18 protein-coding genes are annotated in these 21,389 nt (G+C 72.8%); 12 read left to right on the forward strand and 6 right to left on the reverse strand.

What is annotated here, in order from left to right:
• Nucleotides 1-20: 20 nt before the first annotated feature.
• The 8 genes from hisI (at nt 21) to trpA (ending at nt 6,405) form a co-directional block, all read left to right on the forward strand.
• The gene (gene hisI / locus BMY40_RS03845; protein ID WP_093655268.1) at nt 21-404 is read left to right on the forward strand and encodes a phosphoribosyl-AMP cyclohydrolase; all 384 of its coding nucleotides are present in this window, start codon (nt 21-23) and stop codon (nt 402-404) included.
• On the forward strand, nt 401-1,954 hold the full coding sequence (locus BMY40_RS03850; RefSeq protein ID WP_093655270.1) for an anthranilate synthase component I: 1,554 nt from the start codon (nt 401-403) through the stop codon (nt 1,952-1,954). Before hisI ends, BMY40_RS03850 begins: the two co-directional genes overlap by 4 nt.
• Nucleotides 1,951-2,670, forward strand: coding sequence for a TIGR02234 family membrane protein (locus BMY40_RS03855; RefSeq protein WP_425443066.1), 720 nt, complete (start codon nt 1,951-1,953; stop codon nt 2,668-2,670). Before BMY40_RS03850 ends, BMY40_RS03855 begins: the two co-directional genes overlap by 4 nt.
• A gap of 48 nt (nt 2,671-2,718) precedes the next feature.
• Nucleotides 2,719-2,961: an HGxxPAAW family protein gene (locus tag BMY40_RS03860; protein WP_093655272.1), complete on the forward strand. Its 243-nt coding sequence runs from the start codon at nt 2,719-2,721 to the stop codon at nt 2,959-2,961.
• Nucleotides 2,962-3,197: 236 nt separating this feature from the next.
• The gene (trpC, locus tag BMY40_RS03865) at nt 3,198-4,004 is read left to right on the forward strand and encodes an indole-3-glycerol phosphate synthase TrpC (protein WP_093655274.1); all 807 of its coding nucleotides are present in this window, start codon (nt 3,198-3,200) and stop codon (nt 4,002-4,004) included.
• Between the two features lie 16 nt (nt 4,005-4,020).
• Nucleotides 4,021-4,173 carry a tryptophan biosynthesis modulator TrpM gene (trpM, locus tag BMY40_RS27910; protein WP_177213858.1) on the forward strand — a complete coding sequence of 51 codons (153 nt, stop codon included), beginning with the start codon at nt 4,021-4,023 and terminating at the stop codon, nt 4,171-4,173.
• A 163-nt stretch (nt 4,174-4,336) separates the two neighbouring features.
• On the forward strand, nt 4,337-5,587 hold the full coding sequence (gene trpB / locus BMY40_RS03870) for a tryptophan synthase subunit beta (protein WP_093655276.1): 1,251 nt from the start codon (nt 4,337-4,339) through the stop codon (nt 5,585-5,587).
• Nucleotides 5,587-6,405 (forward strand): tryptophan synthase subunit alpha, encoded by an 819-nt coding sequence (trpA, locus tag BMY40_RS03875; protein WP_093655278.1) that lies wholly within the window; start codon nt 5,587-5,589, stop codon nt 6,403-6,405. Before trpB ends, trpA begins: the two co-directional genes overlap by 1 nt.
• A gap of 159 nt (nt 6,406-6,564) precedes the next feature.
• Here trpA and BMY40_RS03880 read toward each other — a convergent pair whose 3' ends face one another.
• The 6 genes from BMY40_RS03880 to BMY40_RS03905 form a co-directional block, all read right to left on the reverse strand.
• Entirely contained in the window at nt 6,565-8,037 is a 1,473-nt protein-coding gene (locus tag BMY40_RS03880) for a sodium/solute symporter (protein ID WP_093655280.1), read from the reverse strand.
• A complete protein-coding gene (locus tag BMY40_RS03885; RefSeq protein WP_093655282.1) occupies nt 8,034-8,459 on the reverse strand; it encodes a hypothetical protein in 426 nt (141 codons plus the stop codon). The genes BMY40_RS03880 and BMY40_RS03885 overlap by 4 nt, the downstream gene beginning before the upstream one ends.
• Nucleotides 8,456-9,241 carry a LytR/AlgR family response regulator transcription factor gene (locus BMY40_RS03890; RefSeq protein ID WP_093655284.1) on the reverse strand — a complete coding sequence of 262 codons (786 nt, stop codon included), beginning with the start codon at nt 9,239-9,241 and terminating at the stop codon, nt 8,456-8,458. The genes BMY40_RS03885 and BMY40_RS03890 overlap by 4 nt, the downstream gene beginning before the upstream one ends.
• On the reverse strand, nt 9,238-10,344 hold the full coding sequence (locus BMY40_RS03895) for a sensor histidine kinase (RefSeq protein ID WP_245769817.1): 1,107 nt from the start codon (nt 10,342-10,344) through the stop codon (nt 9,238-9,240). Before BMY40_RS03895 ends, BMY40_RS03890 begins: the two co-directional genes overlap by 4 nt.
• A gap of 182 nt (nt 10,345-10,526) precedes the next feature.
• Entirely contained in the window at nt 10,527-12,227 is a 1,701-nt protein-coding gene (locus BMY40_RS03900; protein ID WP_218158221.1) for a solute symporter family protein, read from the reverse strand.
• On the reverse strand, nt 12,224-12,613 hold the full coding sequence (locus BMY40_RS03905) for a DUF485 domain-containing protein (RefSeq protein ID WP_245769818.1): 390 nt from the start codon (nt 12,611-12,613) through the stop codon (nt 12,224-12,226). The genes BMY40_RS03900 and BMY40_RS03905 overlap by 4 nt, the downstream gene beginning before the upstream one ends.
• Before the next feature lie 426 nt (nt 12,614-13,039).
• Here BMY40_RS03905 and lgt point away from each other — a divergent pair, with 426 nt between their 5' ends.
• The 4 genes from lgt (at nt 13,040) to BMY40_RS03925 (ending at nt 21,365) form a co-directional block, all read left to right on the forward strand.
• Nucleotides 13,040-14,035 carry a prolipoprotein diacylglyceryl transferase gene (lgt, locus tag BMY40_RS03910; RefSeq protein WP_093655286.1) on the forward strand — a complete coding sequence of 332 codons (996 nt, stop codon included), beginning with the start codon at nt 13,040-13,042 and terminating at the stop codon, nt 14,033-14,035.
• A gap of 196 nt (nt 14,036-14,231) precedes the next feature.
• Nucleotides 14,232-14,978, forward strand: coding sequence for a VIT1/CCC1 transporter family protein (locus tag BMY40_RS03915; RefSeq protein ID WP_093655801.1), 747 nt, complete (start codon nt 14,232-14,234; stop codon nt 14,976-14,978).
• Nucleotides 14,979-15,340: 362 nt separating this feature from the next.
• Complete coding sequence (gltB, locus tag BMY40_RS03920; RefSeq protein WP_093655287.1) at nt 15,341-19,909, forward strand: glutamate synthase large subunit; 4,569 nt, start codon at nt 15,341-15,343, stop codon at nt 19,907-19,909.
• The gene (locus BMY40_RS03925; RefSeq protein WP_093655288.1) at nt 19,902-21,365 is read left to right on the forward strand and encodes a glutamate synthase subunit beta; all 1,464 of its coding nucleotides are present in this window, start codon (nt 19,902-19,904) and stop codon (nt 21,363-21,365) included. The genes gltB and BMY40_RS03925 overlap by 8 nt, the downstream gene beginning before the upstream one ends.
• Nucleotides 21,366-21,389: the final 24 nt, after the last annotated feature.

A 21,389-nucleotide genomic window follows, 5' to 3' on the forward strand; every position in this document is an offset into this window, starting at 1 on the left:
GGCGGCGGCACAATGACCCCATGCCCCGATCCCCACTCGACCCCGCCGTCGCCGCCCGTCTCAAGCGCAACGCCGACGGCCTGGTGCCCGCCATCGCCCAGCAGTACGACACCGGTGAGGTGCTGATGCTCGGCTGGATGGACGACGAGGCCCTGCACCGCACCCTCACCACCGGCCGCTGCACCTACTGGAGCCGCAGCCGCGGCGAGTACTGGGCCAAGGGCGACACCTCCGGGCACGTCCAGCACGTGAAGTCCGTGGCCCTGGACTGCGACGGCGACACCGTGCTGGTGAAGGTCGACCAGGTGGGCGCCGCCTGCCACACCGGGGACCGCACCTGCTTCGACGCCTGCGAGCTGCCCCTGGACGGCCCCGCGGCCGGCGGAGAGGGGGAGCGGGCATGAACGCCCCAGGCCCCGCGGGCCCCGCCGGCACCGTCCCGGCCGCCAGCCCCGGCCCGGAGACCTTCCGCACGCTCGCCAAGGACCGCCGCGTCATCCCGGTCACCCGGCGCCTGCTCGCCGACGGCGACACCCCCATCGCGCTGTACCGCAAACTCGCCGCCGAACGCCCCGGGACCTTCCTGCTGGAGTCCGCGGAGAACGGCCGCACCTGGTCGCGCTACTCCTTCGTCGGCGTGCGCACCTCCGCCACGCTCACCGTCCGCGACGGCAGGGCCCACTGGCTGGGCGCCCCGCCGGTCGGCGTCCCCGCCGACGGGGATCCGCTGGACGTCCTGCGCGCCACAGTCGAGGCCCTGCACACCCCGCGCGACCTGCACCGCGACGCGGACCTGCCGCCCTTCACCGGCGGCATGGTCGGCTACCTCGGCTACGACATCGTGCGGCGCCTGGAGCGCATCGGCGACAGCACCCGCGACGATCTGGGGCTGCCCGAGCTGACCATGATGCTCACCTCCGACCTCGCGGTCCTCGACCACCGCGACGGCACGGTGCTGCTGATCGCCAACGCCATCAACCACAACGACCTCGACACCGGAGTGGACGAGGCCTACGCCGACGCCGTGCGCCGCCTGGACACCATGGCCGCCGACCTGGCCCGGCCCGCGCCCGCCAGGGCCGCCCCGCTGCCGGCGCCCGAGCTGCCCGAGTACACGGCCCTGTGGGGCGGGGCGGCCTACCGGGAGGCCGTGGAGGTGGTCAAGGAGCGCATCCGCGCGGGCGAGGCGTTCCAGGTGGTGCCCTCGCAGCGCTTCCAGGCGCCCTGCCCGGCGAGCGCGCTGGACGTCTACCGAGTGCTGCGCGCCACCAACCCCAGCCCGTACATGTACCTGCTGCGCCTGGACGGCTTCGACGTCGTCGGCTCCAGCCCCGAGGCCCTGGTGAAGGTCGAGGACGGGCACGCGATGATGCACCCCATCGCCGGGACCCGCCCGCGCGGCGCGACCCCGCAGGAGGACGCGGCCCTGGCCGAGGAGCTGCTGGCCGACCCCAAGGAGCGCGCCGAGCACCTGATGCTCGTCGACCTGGGCCGCAACGACCTGGGCCGGGTCTGCGAGCCCGGCAGCGTCGAGGTCGTGGACTTCATGTCCGTCGAGCGCTACAGCCATGTGATGCACATCGTCTCCACGGTCACCGGGCGGCTGGCGAAGGACCGCACCGCCTTCGACGCGCTCACCGCCTGCTTCCCGGCCGGCACGCTCTCCGGCGCGCCCAAGCCGCGCGCGATGCAGATCATCGAGGAACTGGAGCCGACCCGGCGCGGTCTGTACGGCGGCTGCGTGGGCTATCTGGACTTCGCGGGAGACGCCGACACCGCCATCGCCATCCGCACCGCGCTGCTGCGCGACGGGACGGCGTACGTCCAGGCGGGCGCCGGGGTGGTGGCCGACTCCGACCCGGCGGCGGAGGACGCCGAGTGCCGCAACAAGGCCGCGGCGGTGCTCAGGGCGGTGCACACCGCCGGGCGGCTCGGCGGTAGCGTGGTGGAGTGATTTCCCCGCACACGCCCCCTTCCTCCCCCGAACCCGCCCCCCGCTCCGCGGAGTCCCGGGAGGCCGGCGCCTCCCGGGAGGCCGAGGCCCCCGAGGTGCCCGCCGCCCCGGGGGCGCGGCGCGCGCTGGGCGCCGCGCTGACCGTCGGCGCGCTGGGCGCAGCCGCGGTGCTCGTGGCCGCCGGGCAGGTCTGGGGCGAGGGCACCGCGGTCCTGGCCCGGGGCGAGGTGCCGGTCCGGGTCGAGGGCGGCGAGGTGACCGGACTGCCCAGCGCCCTGGCGCTGGTCGGCCTGGCCGCGCTGGTCGCCGTCTTCGCCGTGCGCCGCACCGGCCGCACGCTGGTCGCCGCTCTGCTGGCCCTGTGCGGCGCGGGCACCGTCGCCGCCGCCCTCGGGGGAGCGGGCGACCGGAGCGCGCTGGAGGCGAAGGCGGCCGAGGCCAGCGGACTGACCCGGGGCGCGGTCGAGGCCGTCTCCTTCGGCCCGTGGCCCTACGTCGCGGCCCTGGGCGGCGCGGCGCTGCTGGCCGCCGGGCTGCTGGCGCTGCGCCACGGGAGCCGCTGGCCCGCGATGTCGGGCCGCCACGAGCGCGCGGACGGCGCCGCAGCGGCCCGGGGCCGTCGCGCCGCCCCCGACCCGGACCGCCCCGAGGAGCTGTGGAAGGCCCTGGACCGCGGAGAGGACCCCACCACCGGGAGCGGCGGAAACCGGTCCTGACACAATGGCTGGTGAGCGAGCCCAGATCGGACCTACGAGGAGCACTCAATGGCGGGCAACAACCACGGACACACCCCTGCCGCCTGGACCGGCGTCACCATCGCGTTCATCGGCTTCTGCGTGGCCTCGGCCTTCACCGTGATGGCCGAACCGGTGGGGTTCTGGATCGGTGTGGCCATCACCCTCCTCGGCGGCGTCGTCGGCCTGGTCATGCGCTCGATGGGCATGGGCCAGCCCGAGGAGTCGCAGGGCCGCCGTCTGGACCAGTCCAAGGAGCGGGTGGGGGCCTGACGGGGCCGCCCCGGGCGGCTCACCCCGGCGCGGTGCCGGCGAGGCGGCACCGCGCTCTTCCGCGTCCGGGCCCCTCCGGGACACGGCACGGCGATACCGCCCGGTATATGGGACCGGGCCGCCCGGATGCGGGTTCCGCCTCCCGGGCCGGATACCATCGCAGTGCGCGACCGCGTGTCCAGACAAGCCCCGCGCCCGCCGCAGGGCCCGAGCCAGCCAGGAAGGGGGCCGCTCGCGTGAGTGTGCTCGACGAGATCATCGACGGGGTCCGCGCCGACCTCGCCGAGCGGCAGGCGCGTGTGGGCCTCGACGAGCTCAAGGAGCGCGCGGCCCGCGCGCCGCGCCCGCGCGACGGCGTGGCGGCCCTCAAGGGCGAGAGCGTCAAGGTCATCTGCGAGGTCAAGCGGTCCAGCCCCTCCAAGGGGGCGCTGGCGGCCATCGCCGACCCGGCCGGCCTCGCCGCCGACTACGAGGCCGGCGGCGCCGCGGTCATCTCGGTGCTGACCGAGCAGCGGCGCTTCGGAGGCTCGCTGGCCGATCTGGAGGCGGTACGCGGGCGGGTGGACATCCCCGTACTGCGCAAGGACTTCATCGTCACCTCCTACCAGCTGTGGGAGGCCCGGGCCCACGGCGCCGACCTCGCCCTGCTGATCGTCGCCGCGCTCGACCAGGACGCGCTGGTGTCCCTGGTGGAGCGGGCCGAGTCCATCGGGCTGACCCCGCTGGTCGAGGTGCACGACGAGGAGGAGGTCGAGCGCGCGGTGGACGCCGGGGCCAAGGTCATCGGAGTGAACGCGCGCAACCTCAAGACCCTGGAGGTCGACCGCGGCACCTTCGCCCGGGTCGCCCCCGAGATCCCCGAGGGCGTGGTGAGGATCGCCGAGTCGGGCGTGCGCGGCCCGCACGACCTGATCGCCTACGCCAACGAGGGCGCCGACGCGGTGCTCGTCGGCGAGTCCCTGGTCACCGGCAAGGACCCGAGGACGGCCGTCGCCGACCTGGTCGCCGCCGGCGCCCACCCCGCCCTGCGGCACGGGAACTGAGACGGGAACGACCGCGATGGCCCTGTCCGCCCGTCTCGCCCCCGGCTGCCGCCCCCGCGGCTGCCGCGCGCCCGCGCGCCGGGTGCTGGGGCGGCGGGTGCGCTACCACATCGGCTGCGAGCCGGGTCAGATCAACGGCAGGCGATGGCCTGACCGGGCCGGGGGCTGAACGGGCGCAGGCCCGCCCCGGCCGCGCCCCGCCGGGCCGCCGACGGCCGCAGGCCGCGCGCCCGCCCCGGCCACCCGCCGCACCCGCCCTCCGGGCCGGTGCGGTCCGCCGTTCCCTCTGACCACCCTTCCTGGGGCATGCGCCCCGACAAGGAGCACGTCGGATGTCTACCGACTTCTTCGTTCCCGACCCCGAGGGCCGGGTGCCGACCGCCGAGGGCTACTTCGGCGCATTCGGCGGCAAGTTCATCCCGGAGGCGCTCGTCGCCGCCGTGGACGAGGTGGCCGCCGAGTACGAGAAGGCCAAGGCCGATCCCGCCTTCGCCGCCGAACTCGAGGACCTGCTCGTCAACTACACCGGCCGGCCCAGCGCGCTGACCGAGGTGCGGCGGTTCGCCGAGCACGCCGGCGGCGCCCGGGTCTTCCTCAAGCGCGAGGACCTCAACCACACCGGCTCGCACAAGATCAACAACGTGCTGGGGCAGGCGCTGCTGACCCGGCGCATGGGCAAGACCCGCGTCATCGCCGAGACCGGCGCGGGCCAGCACGGCGTCGCCACCGCGACCGCCTGCGCCCTGTTCGGCCTGGAGTGCACCATCTACATGGGGGAGATCGACACCCAGCGCCAGGCGCTCAACGTCGCCCGGATGCGGATGCTGGGCGCCGAGGTCGTCCCCGTCACCTCCGGCAGCCGCACCCTGAAGGACGCCATCAACGAGGCGTTCCGCGACTGGGTCGCCAACGTCGACCGCACCCACTACCTCTTCGGCACCGTCGCCGGCCCCCACCCCTTCCCGGCGCTGGTGCGCGACTTCCACCGCGTCATCGGGGTCGAGGCCAGGCGGCAGATCCTGGAGCGCACCGGGCGCCTGCCGGACGCCGCGCTGGCCTGTGTCGGCGGCGGCTCCAACGCCATCGGCCTGTTCCACGCCTTCATCCCCGACACCTCCGTGCGCCTGATCGGCCTGGAGGCCGCCGGGCACGGCGTGGCCTCCGGCGAGCACGCGGCCACCCTGACGGCGGGCGAGCCGGGCATCCTGCACGGTTCGCGCTCCTACGTCCTGCAGGACGACGAGGGCCAGATCATCGAGCCGTACTCCATCTCCGCCGGGCTGGACTACCCCGGCATCGGCCCCGAGCACTCCTATCTCAAGGACATCGGGCGCGGCGAGTACCGCCCGGTCACCGACGACGAGGCGATGCGGGCGCTGCGCCTGCTGTCGGAGACCGAGGGCATCATCCCGGCCATCGAGAGCGCGCACGCGCTGGCCGGCGCGCTGGAGGTCGGCCGCGAGCTCGGCCCGGAGGCGCTGCTGCTGGTGAACCTCTCCGGCCGCGGCGACAAGGACATGGACACCGCCGCCCGCTACTTCGGGCTGTACGACGGTGCGGACACCGCGAGGGGGATCGAGTGATGGCGGGCCGTGCGGAACTGCTGGGACGCGTCCTGGCACAGGCCAAGGACGAGGGACGGGCCGCGCTGGTGGGCTACCTGCCCGCGGGCTTCCCCACCGTGGACGGCGGCATCGCCGCCTGCACCGCCCTGCTGGAGGGCGGCTGCGACATCGTCGAGGTCGGGCTGCCGCACAGCGACCCGGTGCTGGACGGGCCGGTCATCCAGACCGCCGACGACATCGCCCTGCGCGGCGGGGTGCGCATCGCGGACGTGCTGCGCACCGTGCGCGAGACGCACACCGCCACCGGTGCGCCGGTGCTGTGCATGACGTACTGGAACCCCGTCGACCGCTACGGCGCCGAGCGCTTCGCCGCCGAGCTGGCCGAGGCGGGCGGCGCCGGCTGCATCCTGCCCGACCTGCCGGTCGAGGAGTCCGAGGCGTGGCGCAAGGCCGCCGAGCAGCACGGCCTGGCGACCGTCTTCGTGGTGGCCCCCAGCAGCCGCGACGAACGGCTGGCCAGGATCACCGAGGCCGGCAGCGGCTTCGTCTACGCGGCCTCCCTGATGGGCGTCACCGGCACCCGCGAGTCGGTGGGGCGGGAGGCGGAGGAGCTGGTGCGCCGCACCCGCGCCACCACCGACCTGCCGGTCTGCGTCGGGCTGGGCGTCTCGAACGCGGGGCAGGCCGCTGAGGTGGCCGCCTTCGCGGACGGCGTCATCGTCGGCTCGGCCTTCGTCAAGCGGCTGCTGGACCACGAGGGCGACCCGGAGGCCGGCCTGGCCGCGGTCCGCGAACTCGCCGGCGAACTGGCCGAGGGCGTACGGCACCGCGGCTGAGCGGGGCCGAAGGCGAAGGGCACGAACACGGGCCCGGGGGCGTACGGCGAACGGCCGTGCGTCTCCGGGCCCGCGGCGTACGGGACACCGGTGCTCCAGCGCCCGCGCGCCCCGTGCCCGCGGCGCCCGCGTGTCCCGTCCTCAGGCCCGTCAGGCCCGTCAGGGAGCGTGCAGCCGCAGCACGGCACGCTCGGACCAGTCGGCCGGAACGCCGCGCAGCGAGACCGCGATCATCGTGAGGAACGCCAGCGGAACGGTCCAGGCGGCGGGCTGGGCCAGCAGTACGGTCAGCCAGGCCGACGACGGCTGCATGACGGCGGACAGCACCGCGGCCCCCGTCGCCGTGACCACCCCGGTGGCCAGCCCGGCCGCCGCGCCCGCGACCGTCAGCCTCGTCCACCAGATGCCCAGCACCAGCAGCGGGCAGAACGTGGACGCCGCCACCGCGAACGCCCAGCCGACCACCACGTTGATGTCCAGGTGCGCGGCCGGCAGCGACAGCAGCACCGCCACGAGCGCCCCCGCCGCCACCGCCAGCCGCAGCCTGGTCACCCCGCCGCCGAACAGGTCGTGGGAGAGCCCGCCGGCCAGGGCCAGCAGCAGCCCGGAGGAGGTGGACAGGAACGCGGCGAACGCGCCGGTGGCCACCAGCGCCGTCAGCACGCTCCCCAGTGTCCCCGGCACGGCCGCCCCCGGCAGGACGACGGAGACGGTGTCGGTGGCGTTGCTGTGCACCAGGTGCGGGGTCAGCACCCGCCCCAGCAGCCCGTAGACCGCCGGGAACAGGTAGAACAGGCCCAGCAGGCCGATCACCAGCACGGCCACCCGCCGGGCGGCCCGGGCGGTGGGGCTGGTGTGGAAGCGCATGATCACGTGGGGCAGTCCGATGGCGCCCAGCGTGGTGGCCAGCAGCACCGACCAGGTGGACAGCAGCGGCAGCCCCGCCCCCTGGATGTCGATCAGCGGGCGGGTCCAATCCTCGGCGGCCGCTCCCGTCTCCCGGACCGGGCGCAGCGCGTCGGCCCGCGTCTCCGCGCCGACGTGCACGATCAGGTAGATCGCCGGCACGGCGATGAAGGCCAGCTTGACCAGGTAGTGGAACGCCTGGACGTAGGTGGCCGACCGCATGCCGCCCACCGCGATCGACGCGCTCACCACCAGCCCGGCCAGCACCACGCCCACCCAGTAGGGAGTGCCGCTGACCAGGCTCAGGACCACCCCGGCGCCCTTGAACTGCGGCACCAGGTAGAGCCACATGATCACCAGCACGATCACCCCGCACAGCTTGCGGATCGCGGGCGAGCCCAGCCGGTACTCGGCGAAGTCGGGCACGGTGAACGCCCCCGAGCGCCGCATCGGCCCGGCCACCAGCGCCACCACCGCGACGTACCCGGCGGTGAAGCCGACGGCGTACCACATCGCCCCGATGCCGTCCTTGAGCATCAGCCCGGCCAGACCGAGCACCGAGGCGGCCGACACGTACTCCCCGGCGATCGCCATGGCGTTCCAGCCGGGGGCGATACGGCGGGAGGCGACGAGGAAGTCCGGGCTGGTGCGGGCCGCGTGGACGCCGTACAGGCCGATGACCAGGCTGGCGGTCAGCACCAGGCCGATCGCGGTCACGGCGGTCACGGGCCGCCCCCGGCGCCCTCACCGGCCTCCGCGTCCGTACCCGCGCCCGCGGGGCTCTCCGCCCGCTCGGCGCGGCGCACATGGCACAGGGCGAGCAGCAGCAGCACCGGGTAGGTGGCCACCACCAGCACCAGCCACGACACCGGCACGCCCGCCACGGCGAGCCGGTCCAGCACCGGCAGCGCCGCGATCGTCCCGCTGGAACCGAACAGCACCGCCCCCAGCAGGGCCACGGTCCGCAGCGCGGTGCGGCGCTGCGCGGCGAACACGGCACGGGCGGCCTCGGCGTCGGCCGGCGCGGGCAGCGGCAGCAGCTGCGGATGGCGGCGGTGCCCGCGCGCCAGGGCGATACGGGTCTGCGGGCTGGTGACCTTCACCCGGCGCGGACCGCCGAGCTGGTTCCCCTTGACCGGGCTCTTCACCGGGCCGCCCTGCCCAGCCGGCCGCTGCGCGCCGCCTCCAGCAACTGCTCCTTCAGGCTCCGGGCATGGCGGCGGCTGACCGGCACGTCACCGGCCGGAGTGCACGCCACCAGCCCCGACGAACTGGTGACACGCAGGTCGTGGACCCAGCCGACGGCCACCAGATAGCCGCGGTGCACCCGCACGAAGCCCGCCGGAGCCCATATCTCCTCCAGATACGACAGCGACAGCCGGATCAGGTGCGTGCCCTGCTCGGTGTGCAGCCGTATGTAGTCGCCGTGGGCCTCGACGAACTGGACTTCGTCGCGCCGTACGAACACCGTCCGGCGGCCGTGGTCGATCTGGACGACCGCCAGCTCGTCGCGCGGCTCCCGGGTGTCCGTGCCGCCGGACGACGCGGCCCGCCGCGTGGTGCCGATCCGGGCCACCGACTCGGCCAGCCGCTCGGGCCGGACGGGCTTGAGCAGGTAGTCCACGGCCCCGATGCCGAACGCCTCGATGGCGTGGGACTCCGAGGCGGTGACGAAGACGATGGAGGGCGGCGCCGAGAGCCGGCTGATGACCCGGGCCACGTCCATGCCGTCCAGACCCGGCATGGAGATGTCCAGGAAGACGGCGTCGAAGGCGGTCGCCCCCATGAGCTGCACCGCCCGGGCGCCGCTCTCGGCGGCGTACACCTCGCCGACCTCGGGGATGTCCGAGAGGAGGTCGGCGAGCTCCTCGCGGGTGGAGGCCTCGTCCTCGACGACGAGGACCTGAAGGGCCCGCGGCGCGCTGCTCATTCCGTAACCACTCCTCGCATGAATCGCGGCACCCTGATCGTCACCTTGGTGCCGTTGCCGGGCGCGGTCTCGATGACGAGGCCGTACTCCGGGCCGTACACGGTGCGCAGCCGCCGGTCCACGTTGGCCAGACCGACGTTCTTCGCGGGAGGGCCGACTCCGGCGAGGATCGCCCGTGCGAGTTCCGGCTCCATGCCCACGCCGTCGTCCTCGATCTCGATGACGCACAGCGGGCCCTCGCCGAACCCCGAGACGCCGATGTGTCCGGGTCCGGCCTTCTTCTCCAGACCGTGGCGCACGGCATTTTCCACTATGGGCTGGACGACGAGGAAGGGGATGGCGACGGGAAGAATCTCCGGCGCCATCCGGACGGTGATCTCCATCCGGTCGTCGAACCGGGCGCGCTGCAGCTCCAGGTAGGTCTGGGTGGCCTGGAGCTCGTCGGCGACCGTCACATAGTCGCCGGCCGTGGAGAAGCTGTAGCGCAGGTAGTCGGCGAAGTCGGTGAGCAGACGGCGGGCGCGGCCGGGATCGGTGCGGATGTGCGCGGCGATGACGGCCAGGGAGTTGTGGACGAAGTGCGGGGATATCTGGGCCCGCAGGGTGCGCAGGTCCGCCGCCGCGATCCGGGCGCGGGCGCTGCGCAGCGCGGTGTGGTCCAGCGCCTGCGACACCAGCTCGGCCACCTCGGCGGCCTCCGCCTCGTCCAGCGCCCGCCCGTCCGCGGAACCGCTGACCACCAGGCAGCCCGTCAGCTCGTCCGCCACCAGCAGCGGGGCCGCGCACAGCGGGGGCTTGCGGAAGACGGTGCCGTGCTCGTACACCTGGGCGAGCACCGCGTCCAGGTCGGTGCCCTGCGGCAGCGCGCCGTGCCGGGCGACGGGCCCGTCGAGATCGGCGAGCACCACGGCGTCGGCGCCCACCAGCCGCCGGATGCGGCGGGTCGCGGCCAGGGTCCGGCTGCCGTGCAGACCGTCCTGGAGGTCCGCGCCGATCAGCCGCACCTCCCGCAGGACGCCCATGGTCTCGGGCAGGCCGGATCCGGCCGGGCCTCCCCGGCCCGCCCGCCCGCGGCGGGCGCCGATCCACGATCTCCTGGCCACGGTGCGACCGTATAACGAGACAAAAGGACCTGGGGAGTCCTTCGAACGCGGTTCGAAGGACTCCGCAGGGGCCCGGTGGCGGGACCGGCGCCATACGTGGGGGGTCACGCCGGAGAGAAGCACCCGCCACCGGGGGCCCGGGGGCCCGCCCGGGGGGTCGGCGGGCCCGGTCCGGGGCGCGGTCAGTGCCTGGCCGCGCCCTCGGCGCCGGCCCCGGTCAGGGCCCGCACCTGGAGCTGGGCGAAGCGCCGCGGGTTGCTCTCGCCCGAGGACAGCGTGCCGACGATCGCGCACAGCAGGCCGAGCGGGATGGAGACCAGGCCCGGGTTGGTCAGCGGGAACCAGGCGATGTCGATGCCCGGGATCAGCGCCTTCTCGGTCCCGGAGAACACCGGCGAGAAGATCACCAGGCCGACCGCGCTGATCAGACCGCCGTAGATGCCCGCGACCGCACCCCGGGTGTTGAACCGCTTCCAGAACAGGCTCAGCAGCAGGGTCGGCAGGTTGGCCGAGGCGGCGATGGCGAAGGCCAGACCGACCAGGAAGGCCACGTTGAGGCTCTGGGCGAAGATCGCCAGGATGATCGACGCGGCGCCGATGCCGAAGGCCGACAGGCGCGCGACCTTGATCTCCTCGTGCTCGGACGCCTGGCCCCTGCGCATCACGCTGTTGTAGAAGTCGTGCGCCAGGGACGAGGAGGAGGCGATGACCAGGCCGGCCACCGTGGACAGGATCGCCGCGAAGGCGACGGCCGCGATGACCGCCAGCATCACCGAGCCGAAGAACTCGCCGCCGAAGTGCTCCCCGACCTGCCGGGCGAGCTGTGGCGCGGCGGTGTTGCCCGCGGCGTCCTGGGCGGTGATGGCCTCCTTGCCCACCAGGGCCGCGGCGCCGAAGCCCAGGATCAGGGTCATCAGGTAGAACGAGCCGATCAGGCCGATGCCCCAGTTGACGGACTTGCGGGCGGCCTTGGAGTCCGGGACGGTGTAGAAGCGGATCAGGATGTGCGGCAGACCCGCGGTGCCCAGCACCAGGGCCAGGCCGAGGCTGATCAGGTCGAGCTTGTTCCACATCGTCTGCAGGGCGTCACCGGGCACCTCGACGCCGTACCGAAGCCCCGGCTCCAGGAAGGACTGCCCGGCGCCGCTGGCGTTGGCGGCGTCGCTCATCAGCTCGCCGAAGTCGAAGCCGTAGACGGCCATCACCAGGGCGGCCAGGATGATGGTGCCGCCCATCAGCATGCCGGCCTTGATGATCTGCACCCAGGTGGTGCCCTTCATGCCGCCGAAGGTCACGTACAGGGTCATCAGGATGCCGACGACGACGATGCCCACGATCTTGGCGGTGTCGGCGTCCATGCCCAGATACGTCTCGCCCGGCCGGATGCCCAGCAGGAGGGCGACGACCGCGCCGGCGCCGACCATCTGGGCCAGCAGGTAGAAGATCGACACGGTGATGGTGGACACGGCCGCGGCGGTGCGCACCGGGCGCTGCTGCATCCGGTACGACAGCACGTCGGCCATGGTGAAGCGGCCGGAGTTCCTCAGCAGCTCGGCGACCAGCAGCAGGGCCACCAGCCAGGCGACGAGGAAGCCGATGGAGTAGAGGAAGCCGTCGTAGCCGAACAGCGAGATCATGCCCGCGATGCCCAGGAAGGACGCGGCGGACATGTAGTCGCTGCCGATGGCGAAGCCGTTCTGCATACCGGTGAACTCGCGTCCGCCGGAGTGGAAGTCGGCCGCCGACTTCGTCTGGCGGCCCGCCCACACCGTGACGCCGAGCGTCACGGCGATCATGACGACGAACACCAGGATGGTGAGGGTGCGGCTGCTGGAGCTGACCTCTTCGGCCGCCAGGAGCACGCCGGAAGCGGTGTTCGTCATGCCCGTCCTCCCATCCGGCCGGCGGAGGAGCCCGCGGGCGCACCGGCCAGTTCGGCCCTCAGGTCGTCCGCGAGCGGGTCGACCTTCCGGTCGGCGTAGCGCGCGTACATGATCGCGATGCCGAAGGTGCTGACGAACTGGAGGATCCCGAACACCAGGGCCACGTTGACATCGCCGAAGAGGACCGTGGACATCACGTCACGGGCGTAGGCGGACATCAGCACGTACAGCAGGTACCAGGCGAGGAAGCCGACGCTCACCGGGAGCACGAACCTCATCAGGCTCCGCCTGAGCTGGTCGAAACGCGGATCGCTGTGCATGGCCACCATGCGGTCCTCCGCGTCCCCGGCGGGGTCCAGGGTTTGTTGTGGACGGTCTGCGGACACTGCCGCCTCCTTCATCGACACGACGCGATACGACACGACGTACGGGAGCGGAAAAGGAATGCGGGGAACGTAAGGTGCGTCACACCCGGGGTGAAGAAGCTGATCGCGGCGTGCGGCGAACGCCGGATGCGTGCGCCGAACGGTAGACCGTCGTGCGCCGAACGGTCGCTTTTCCGCGCCGAGCGGTCACCCTCGCGGGGGAAACGGCTGCGGAGCGCGCACGCGGGCGCGGCGACGGGCCGTCCCGCGCCCGGGGAGGCCGGAGAAGACCGGAAAGGGGGCCGGGGAGGGGTGCTCCCGTGCCGTGACCGGGCCGCGGTCGCGCACGCGTCGCGCGGGCTCCACCCCGCCCCCGCGCGCGTTACGCACCCGTTGCCGGGGTGAAGCGGCGCCTTCGGGGCCCGGCACGGTAGCGTTCGTGGGGTCATGGAAACCCTTGCCTTCATCCCCAGCCCGTCGTCGGGCGAGATCGTCATCGGACCGATCCCGCTGCGGGGCTACGCGTTCTGCATCATCGTCGGCGTCTTCATCGCGGTCTGGCTCGGCGGGAAGCGCTGGGTCGCCCGTGGCGGACAGCCCGGCACGGTCGCCGACATCGCCGTGTGGGCGGTCCCGTTCGGCCTGGTCGGCGGCCGCCTCTACCACGTCGTCACCGACTACCAGCTCTACTTCGGCGAGGGCCGCGACTGGATCGACGCCTTCAAGATCTGGGAGGGCGGACTCGGCATCTGGGGAGCGATCGCGCTGGGCGCGGTGGGCGCCTGGATCGGCTGCCGCAGGCGGGGCATCCCGCTGCCCGCCTACGCGGACGCCATCGCCCCCGGCATCGCGCTCGCCCAGGCCGTCGGCCGCTGGGGCAACTGGTTCAACCAGGAGCTGTACGGGCGCCCCACGGACCTGCCGTGGGCGGTGAGGATCGACAACGGCGTCGACACGGGCACCTTCCACCCCACCTTCCTGTACGAGTCGCTGTGGTGCGTGGGCGTCGCCCTGCTGGTGATCTGGGCCGACCGCCGCTTCCGCCTCGGCCACGGCCGCGCCTTCGCGCTGTATGTCGCGGCCTACACGGTGGGCCGCTTCTGGATCGAGTACCTGCGCATCGACGAGGCCCACGAGATCTGGGGACTGCGTCTGAACAACTGGACCTCGATCGTCGTCTTCCTGGCGGCGGTGGCCTACATCGTGCTCTCGGCCAGGCTCCGCCCGGGACGTGAGGACGTGGTGGAGCCGGTGGCGGAGAAGGCCGATGACGCCGGTGGCGCCGACGGCACCGGCACCGGCACCGGCACCGGCACCGGTACCGAAGGCGACGCGAGGGCGAAGGGCTCCGCCGAGGACGAGGGCAAGGCCGCGGAGGACCGGGCCGACGGACCGGAGCGCGCCGAGTCCGCCGGCGGGACGTCCGCCTCCACCGCGGGCTGACCCGGCGGCGGGAACCGCACCGGCCCCGGCCGCGCCCCTCCGGCGCGGCCGGGGCCTTCTCCGTGCCACGGCGAAACCCCAGGTCAGCGAGGTAAGTTCGGCCTGCCTTGCTGGAATCGCACCCGGGGGTGGACGTACGGTCGAGGCGTCGGGCACCGGACGGGGGAACTTCAGGAGGAGCAGGCGGATGTCGTCCATGGCCGGAGACGGAAGCGAGATCACCCTGCGGCCCGGAGCGCCGAACTCCGCGCACCGTGACAACCACACCCACCGCGATGTGACCGGCGGCTGGCTGCGCCCGGCCGTCTTCGGGGCGATGGACGGGCTGGTTTCCAACCTCGCCCTGATGACGGGTGTCGCGGGCGGCAACGTGGACCGCACCGTGATCATCATCAGCGGTCTGGCGGGACTGGCCGCCGGAGCCTTCTCCATGGCCGCCGGCGAGTACACCTCGGTGGCCTCCCAGCGCGAGCTGGTCCTGGCCGAGCTGGACGTGGAGCGGCGCGAACTGCGCCGCAACCCCGAGGACGAGCAGCGGGAGCTGGCCGAGCTGTACGTGGGCCGGGGCGTGGAACCCCAGCTGGCCGTGAAGGTCGCCGAGCAGCTGTCCAGGGACCCCGACCAGGCGCTGGAGATCCACGCGCGCGAGGAGCTGGGCGTGGACCCGGGCGACCTGCCCTCGCCCGTGGTCGCCGCCGTCTCCTCCTTCGGCGCCTTCGCGGTGGGCGCGCTGATACCCGTGCTGCCCTATCTGCTGGGAGCGGTCGCGCTGTGGCCCGCCGTGCTGGTGGCGCTGCTGGGCCTGTTCCTGTGCGGCGTGCTGGTCTCCAAGATCACCGTACGCCCGTGGTGGTACAGCGGGCTGCGGCAGCTCACCCTGGGCGGCGCGGCGGCCGCGGTCACCTACGGGCTCGGTACCCTGTTCGGAGTAGCCGTGGGCTGAGGTGGGCCGAGCGGGGCCGCGAGGACGCGGTCCCGGCCCGGTGTGACCTGTTCAACTCCTGAAACGTCCGCTCGTCTGTTACCCGCCGGTTTCAGCTGTGTCACCGTTGGGAATGAACAACGAGCGCTTCTGGCAGTGTCGCCGACGCAGTCCGGATCCACGCGGCGGTTGTGTGCCGTATGCCCGATTCGACCCCCATCGCAGGTCCGCATGATGGACCGAGGTGTCCGCCCCTCGGGAGAAAGCTCATCATGTAACCTGCACGAAAATTTGTTCCGCAGAGGGCCAACGTCGTCCCTCGGTGCCTTCCGGACCAGCTCCGCAAGGCGCCACCAAGCCCCACCATGACGACGGGAGAGCCGATGCGTGCTGCGCCCCTGACGGCCTACCCTGCCAAGCAGGGAATGTACGACCCGCGCGACGAGCACGACGCCTGCGGCGTCGGCTTCGTGGCCACCCTCACCGGTGAGGCGAGCCACGCGCTGGTCGACCAGGCGCTGACCGTCCTGCGGAACCTGGAACACCGCGGCGCCACCGGCGCCGAGGCCGACTCCGGCGACGGTGCGGGCATCCTGGTCCAGGTCCCCGACGCCTTCCTGCGCGAGACCGCCGGCTTCGAGCTGCCCGAGGCCGGCTCGTACGCCGTGGGCATCGCCTTCCTCCCCACCGGCGAGGCCGACAGCGCCGAGGCCGTCACGCGCATCGAGGCGATCGCCGCCGAGGAGGGCCTGAACGTCCTGGGCTGGCGCGAGGTCCCCGTCGCCCCGCAGCTGCTGGGCAGCGGCGCCCGCGCCACCATGCCCGCCTTCCGCCAGCTCTTCGTCGCCGACGGCGTGAACACCGGCCTGGCCCTGGACCGCAAGGCCTTCGTGCTGCGCAAGCGCGCCGAACGCGAGGCCGGCACCTACTTCCCGTCGCTGTCCGCGCGGACGATCGTCTACAAGGGCATGCTGACCACCGGGCAGCTCGAACCCTTCTTCCCCGACCTGTCCGACCGCCGCTTCGCCAGCGCCATCGCCCTGGTCCACTCGCGGTTCTCCACCAACACCTTCCCCAGCTGGCCGCTGGCCCACCCCTACCGCTTCGTCGCCCACAACGGCGAGATCAACACCGTCCGCGGCAACCGCAACTGGATGCGCGCCCGCGAGTCCCAGCTGGTCTCCGACCTCTTCGGCGGCAAGGACGCCGGGGACCTGGAGCGGATCTTCCCCGTCTGCACCCCGGACGCCTCCGACTCCGCCTCCTTCGACGAGGTCCTGGAACTGCTCCACCTCGGCGGCCGCTCCCTGCCCCACGCGGTGCTGATGATGGTCCCCGAGGCGTGGGAGAACCACCCCTCCATGGACCCCGCCCGGCGCGCCTTCTACCAGTACCACTCCACGATGATGGAGCCCTGGGACGGACCGGCCTGCGTCACCTTCACCGACGGCACCCAGGTCGGCGCCGTCCTGGACCGCAACGGACTGCGCCCGGGACGCTACTGGGTCACCGACGACGGCCTGGTCGTCCTCTCCTCCGAGGTCGGCGTCCTGGACATCGACCAGGACAAGGTCGTCCGCAAGGGCCGCCTCCAGCCCGGCCGCATGTTCCTGGTGGACACCGCCGAGCACCGCATCATCGAGGACGACGAGATCAAGGCCTCCCTCGCCGCCGAGCACCCCTACCAGGAGTGGCTCGAGGCCGGGATCATCGAGCTGGAGGACCTGCCCGAGCGCGAGCACATCGTCCACACCCACGCCTCGGTCACCCGCCGCCAGCAGACCTTCGGCTACACCGAGGAGGAACTGCGCGTCCTGCTCGCCCCGATGGCCCGCACCGGCGCCGAGCCGATCGGCTCGATGGGCACCGACTCGCCCATCGCCGCGCTCTCGACGCGCCCGAGGCTGATCTTCGACTACTTCACCCAGCTGTTCGCCCAGGTCACCAACCCGCCGCTGGACGCCATCCGCGAGGAACTCGTCACCTCGCTGATCTCCTCCCTCGGCTCCCAGGGCAACCTGCTGGAGCCCACCGCGGCCTCCTGCCGCAGCGTCACCCTGCCCTTCCCGGTCATCGACAACGACGAGCTCGCCAAGCTCGTCCACATCAACGCCGACGGCGACATGCCGGGGATGAAGGCCGTCACCCTCTCCGGCCTCTACCGCGTCGGCGGCGGGGGAGCGGCCCTGGCCGAGCGGATCGAGGAGATCTGCGCCGAGGCCGAGGCCGCCATCACCGACGGCGCCCGCCTGGTCGTCCTGTCCGACCGCCACAGCGACGCCGAGCACGCGCCGATCCCGTCGCTGCTGCTCACCTCCGCCGTCCACCACCACCTCATCCGCACCAAGCAGCGCACCCAGGTGGGCCTGCTGGTCGAGGCCGGAGACGTCCGCGAGGTCCACCACGTCGCCCTGCTCATCGGCTACGGCGCCGCCGCGGTCAACCCCTACCTGGCCATGGAGACCGTCGAGGACCTCGTCCGCGCCGGCACCTTCCTGCCCGGCGACACCGACCCCGAGACCGCCATCCGCAACCTGATCAAGGCGCTCGGCAAGGGCGTGCTGAAGGTCATGTCCAAGATGGGCATCTCCACCGTCGCCTCCTACCGCGGCGCCCAGGTCTTCGAGGCCGTCGGCCTGGAGCAGGACTTCGTCGACACCTACTTCCACGGCACCGCCACCAAGATCGGCGGCGCGGGCCTGGACGTCATCGCCAAGGAGGTCGCCGCCCGCCACGCCAAGGCCTACCCGGCCTCCGGCATCGCACCGGCCCACCGCAACCTGGAGATCGGCGGCGAGTACCAGTGGCGCCGCGAGGGCGAGCCGCACCTGTTCGACCCGGAGACGGTCTTCCGCCTCCAGCACGCCACCCGCACCCGCCGCTACGACATCTTCAAGCAGTACACCCGGCGCGTGGACGAGCAGTCCGAACGCCTGATGACGCTGCGCGGCCTGTTCGGCCTGAAGTCCGAGCGGCCCTCGATCCCCCTCGAGGAGGTCGAGCCCGTCTCCGAGATCGTCAAGCGGTTCTCCACCGGCGCCATGTCCTACGGCTCCATCTCCCAGGAGGCCCACGAGACCCTCGCCATCGCCATGAACCGGCTGGGTGCCAAGTCCAACACCGGCGAGGGCGGCGAGGACCCCGAGCGGCTGTACGACCCGGCCCGCCGCTCGGCCATCAAGCAGGTCGCCTCCGGCCGCTTCGGCGTCACGTCCGAGTACCTGGTCAACTCCGACGACATCCAGATCAAGATGGCCCAGGGCGCCAAGCCCGGCGAGGGCGGCCAGCTGCCCGGCCACAAGGTCTACCCGTGGGTGGCCAAGACCCGGCACTCCACGCCGGGCGTGGGACTCATCTCCCCGCCGCCGCACCACGACATCTACTCCATCGAAGACCTCGCCCAGCTCATCCACGACCTGAAGAACGCCAACCCCGCCGCCCGCATCCACGTGAAGCTGGTCTCCGAGGTCGGCGTCGGCACGGTCGCGGCGGGCGTCTCCAAGGCCCACGCCGACGTCGTGCTGATCTCCGGCCACGACGGCGGCACCGGCGCGTCCCCCCTCACCTCCCTCAAGCACGCGGGCGGCCCCTGGGAGCTGGGCCTGGCCGAGACCCAGCAGACCCTGCTGCTCAACGGCCTGCGCGACCGCATCGTCGTCCAGACCGACGGCCAGCTCAAGACCGGCCGCGACGTGGTCATCGCCGCCCTCCTGGGCGCCGAGGAGTACGGCTTCGCCACCGCCCCGCTGGTCGTCTCCGGCTGCGTGATGATGCGCGTGTGCCACCTGGACACCTGCCCCGTCGGCATCGCCACCCAGAACCCGGTGCTGCGCAGCCGCTACAGCGGCAAGGCCGACCACGTGGTGAACTTCTTCGAGTTCATCGCCGAGGAGGTCCGCGAACTCCTGGCCGAACTGGGCTTCCGCAGCCTGGACGAGGCCATCGGCCACGCCGAGGTCCTCGACGTCAGCCGCGCGGTCGACCACTGGAAGGCCCAGGGACTGGACCTGGCCCCGCTGCTGCACGTCCCCGAACTGCCCGAGGGCGCCGCCCGCCACCAGGTCGTCCCCCAGGACCACGGCCTGGCCAAGGCCCTGGACAACCAGCTCATCAAGCTCGCCGCCGACGCCCTGTCGGCCGACACCGCCGAGGACGCCCGGCCGGTACGCGCCCAGGTGCCCATCCGCAACATCAACCGGACGGTCGGCACCATGCTCGGCCACGAGGTGACCAAGAAGTTCGGCGGCGCCGGCCTGCCCGACGACACCATCGACATCACCTTCACCGGCTCCGCCGGCCAGTCCTTCGGCGCCTTCCTGCCGCGCGGCATCACCCTCCGCCTGGAGGGCGACGCCAACGACTACGTCGGCAAGGGCCTGTCGGGCGGACGCGTCGTCGTCCGCCCCGACCGGAGCGCCTCCCACCTGGCCGAGTACTCCACCATCGCCGGCAACACCCTCGCCTACGGCGCCACCGGCGGCGAGATGTTCCTGCGCGGCAGCGTCGGCGAGCGCTTCTGCGTCCGCAACTCCGGCGCGCTGGTCGTCTCCGAGGGCGTGGGCGACCACGGCTGCGAGTACATGACCGGCGGCACGGCCGTCATCCTGGGCCGCACCGGCCGCAACTTCGGAGCCGGCATGTCCGGCGGCACCGCGTACGTCATCGACCTCGACGCCGACGACGTCAACCCCGACATCGCCGGAGCCGTCGAACCCCTCGACGACACCGACCGGCAGTGGCTGCACGACGTGGTGCGCCGCCACCACGAGGAGACCGGTTCCACCGTCGCGGAGAAGCTGCTCGCCGACTGGGAGAGGGCCGCAGGCCGCTTCAGCAAGATCATGCCCCGTACCTACAAGGCAGTGCTCGCCGCCAAGGACGCCGCCGAGCGAGCCGGACTGTCCCAGGACCAGATCCACGAGAAGATGATGGAGGCGGCGACCAATGGCTGATCCCAAGGGCTTCCTGAACACCGACCGCGAGGTCGCCCGGACCCGCCCCGTACCCGAGCGCGTCAAGGACTGGAACGAGGTCTACGTCCCCGGCTCCCTGCTGCCGATCATCGGCAAGCAGGCCGGCCGGTGCATGGACTGCGGCATCCCGTTCTGCCACAACGGCTGCCCGCTGGGCAACCTCATCCCCGAGTGGAACGACTACGCCTGGCGCGGGGACTGGCAGGCCGCCGGAGAGCGGCTGCACGCGACCAACAACTTCCCGGAGTTCACCGGGCGGCTGTGCCCGGCCCCCTGCGAGTCCGCCTGCGTACTGGGCATCAACCAGCCCCCGGTGACCATCAAGAACGTCGAGGTCACCATCATCGACAAGGCGTGGGAGGCCGGCGGCGTCACCCCGCAGCCGCCCGAGCGCCTGTCGGGCAAGACCGTCGCCGTCATCGGCTCCGGCCCCGCGGGCCTGGCCGCCGCCCAGCAGCTCACCCGCGCCGGCCACACGGTCGCCGTCTACGAGCGCGCCGACCGCATCGGCGGGCTGCTGCGCTACGGCATCCCCGAGTTCAAGATGGAGAAGCGCCACATCAACCGCCGCATCGAGCAGATGCGCGCGGAGGGCACCAAGTTCCGCACCGGAGTGGAGATCGGCCGCGACATCGACGCCGCCGACCTGCGCAAGCGCTACGACGCCGTCGTCATCGCCGCCGGCTCCACCACCGCCCGCGACCTGCCCGTGCCCGGTCGCGAACTGCGCGGCATCCACCAGGCGATGGAGTACCTGCCCCTGGCCAACAAGGTCCAGGAAGGCGACTACGTCGCCCCGCCGATCACCGCTGAGGGCAAGCACGTCGTCGTCATCGGCGGCGGCGACACCGGCGCCGACTGCGTCGGCACCGCCCACCGCCAGGGCGCGGCCTCCGTCACCCAGCTGGAGATCATGCCCCGGCCCAACGACGAGCGGGACCCGGTGAGCCAGCCCTGGCCCACCTTCCCCATGCTCTACAAGGTCACCTCCGCCCACGAGGAGGGCGGCGAGAGGATCTACTCCGTCTCCACCACCCACTTCGAGGGCGACGAGGACGGCAACGTCCAGGCCCTGCACCTGGTCGAGGTCGAGTTCAAGCAGGGCAGGCTCGAGCCCAAGCCGGGCACCGAGAAGCGCATCCCGGCCCAGCTCGTCACCCTGGCCATGGGCTTCACCGGCATCGACAGGACCAACGGCCTGGTCGAGCAGTTCGGCCTGGAACTGGACGAGCGCGGCAACGTCGCCCGCGACGCCGACTACGCCACCAACGTCGACGGCGTCTACGTCGCCGGCGACGCCGGCCGCGGCCAGTCCCTGATCGTGTGGGCCATCGCCGAAGGCCGCTCGGCGGCCAGGGCCGTGGACCGCTACCTGACCGGCACCAGCTCCCTGCCGGCCCCGATCAGGCCGACCGACCGCGCACTGACCGTCTGACGCACCCCGGCCGTCCGCGCGGTG

Source organism: Streptomyces radiopugnans (genome assembly GCF_900110735.1).
GTDB classification, from domain to species: Bacteria; Actinomycetota; Actinomycetes; order Streptomycetales; family Streptomycetaceae; genus Streptomyces; species Streptomyces radiopugnans.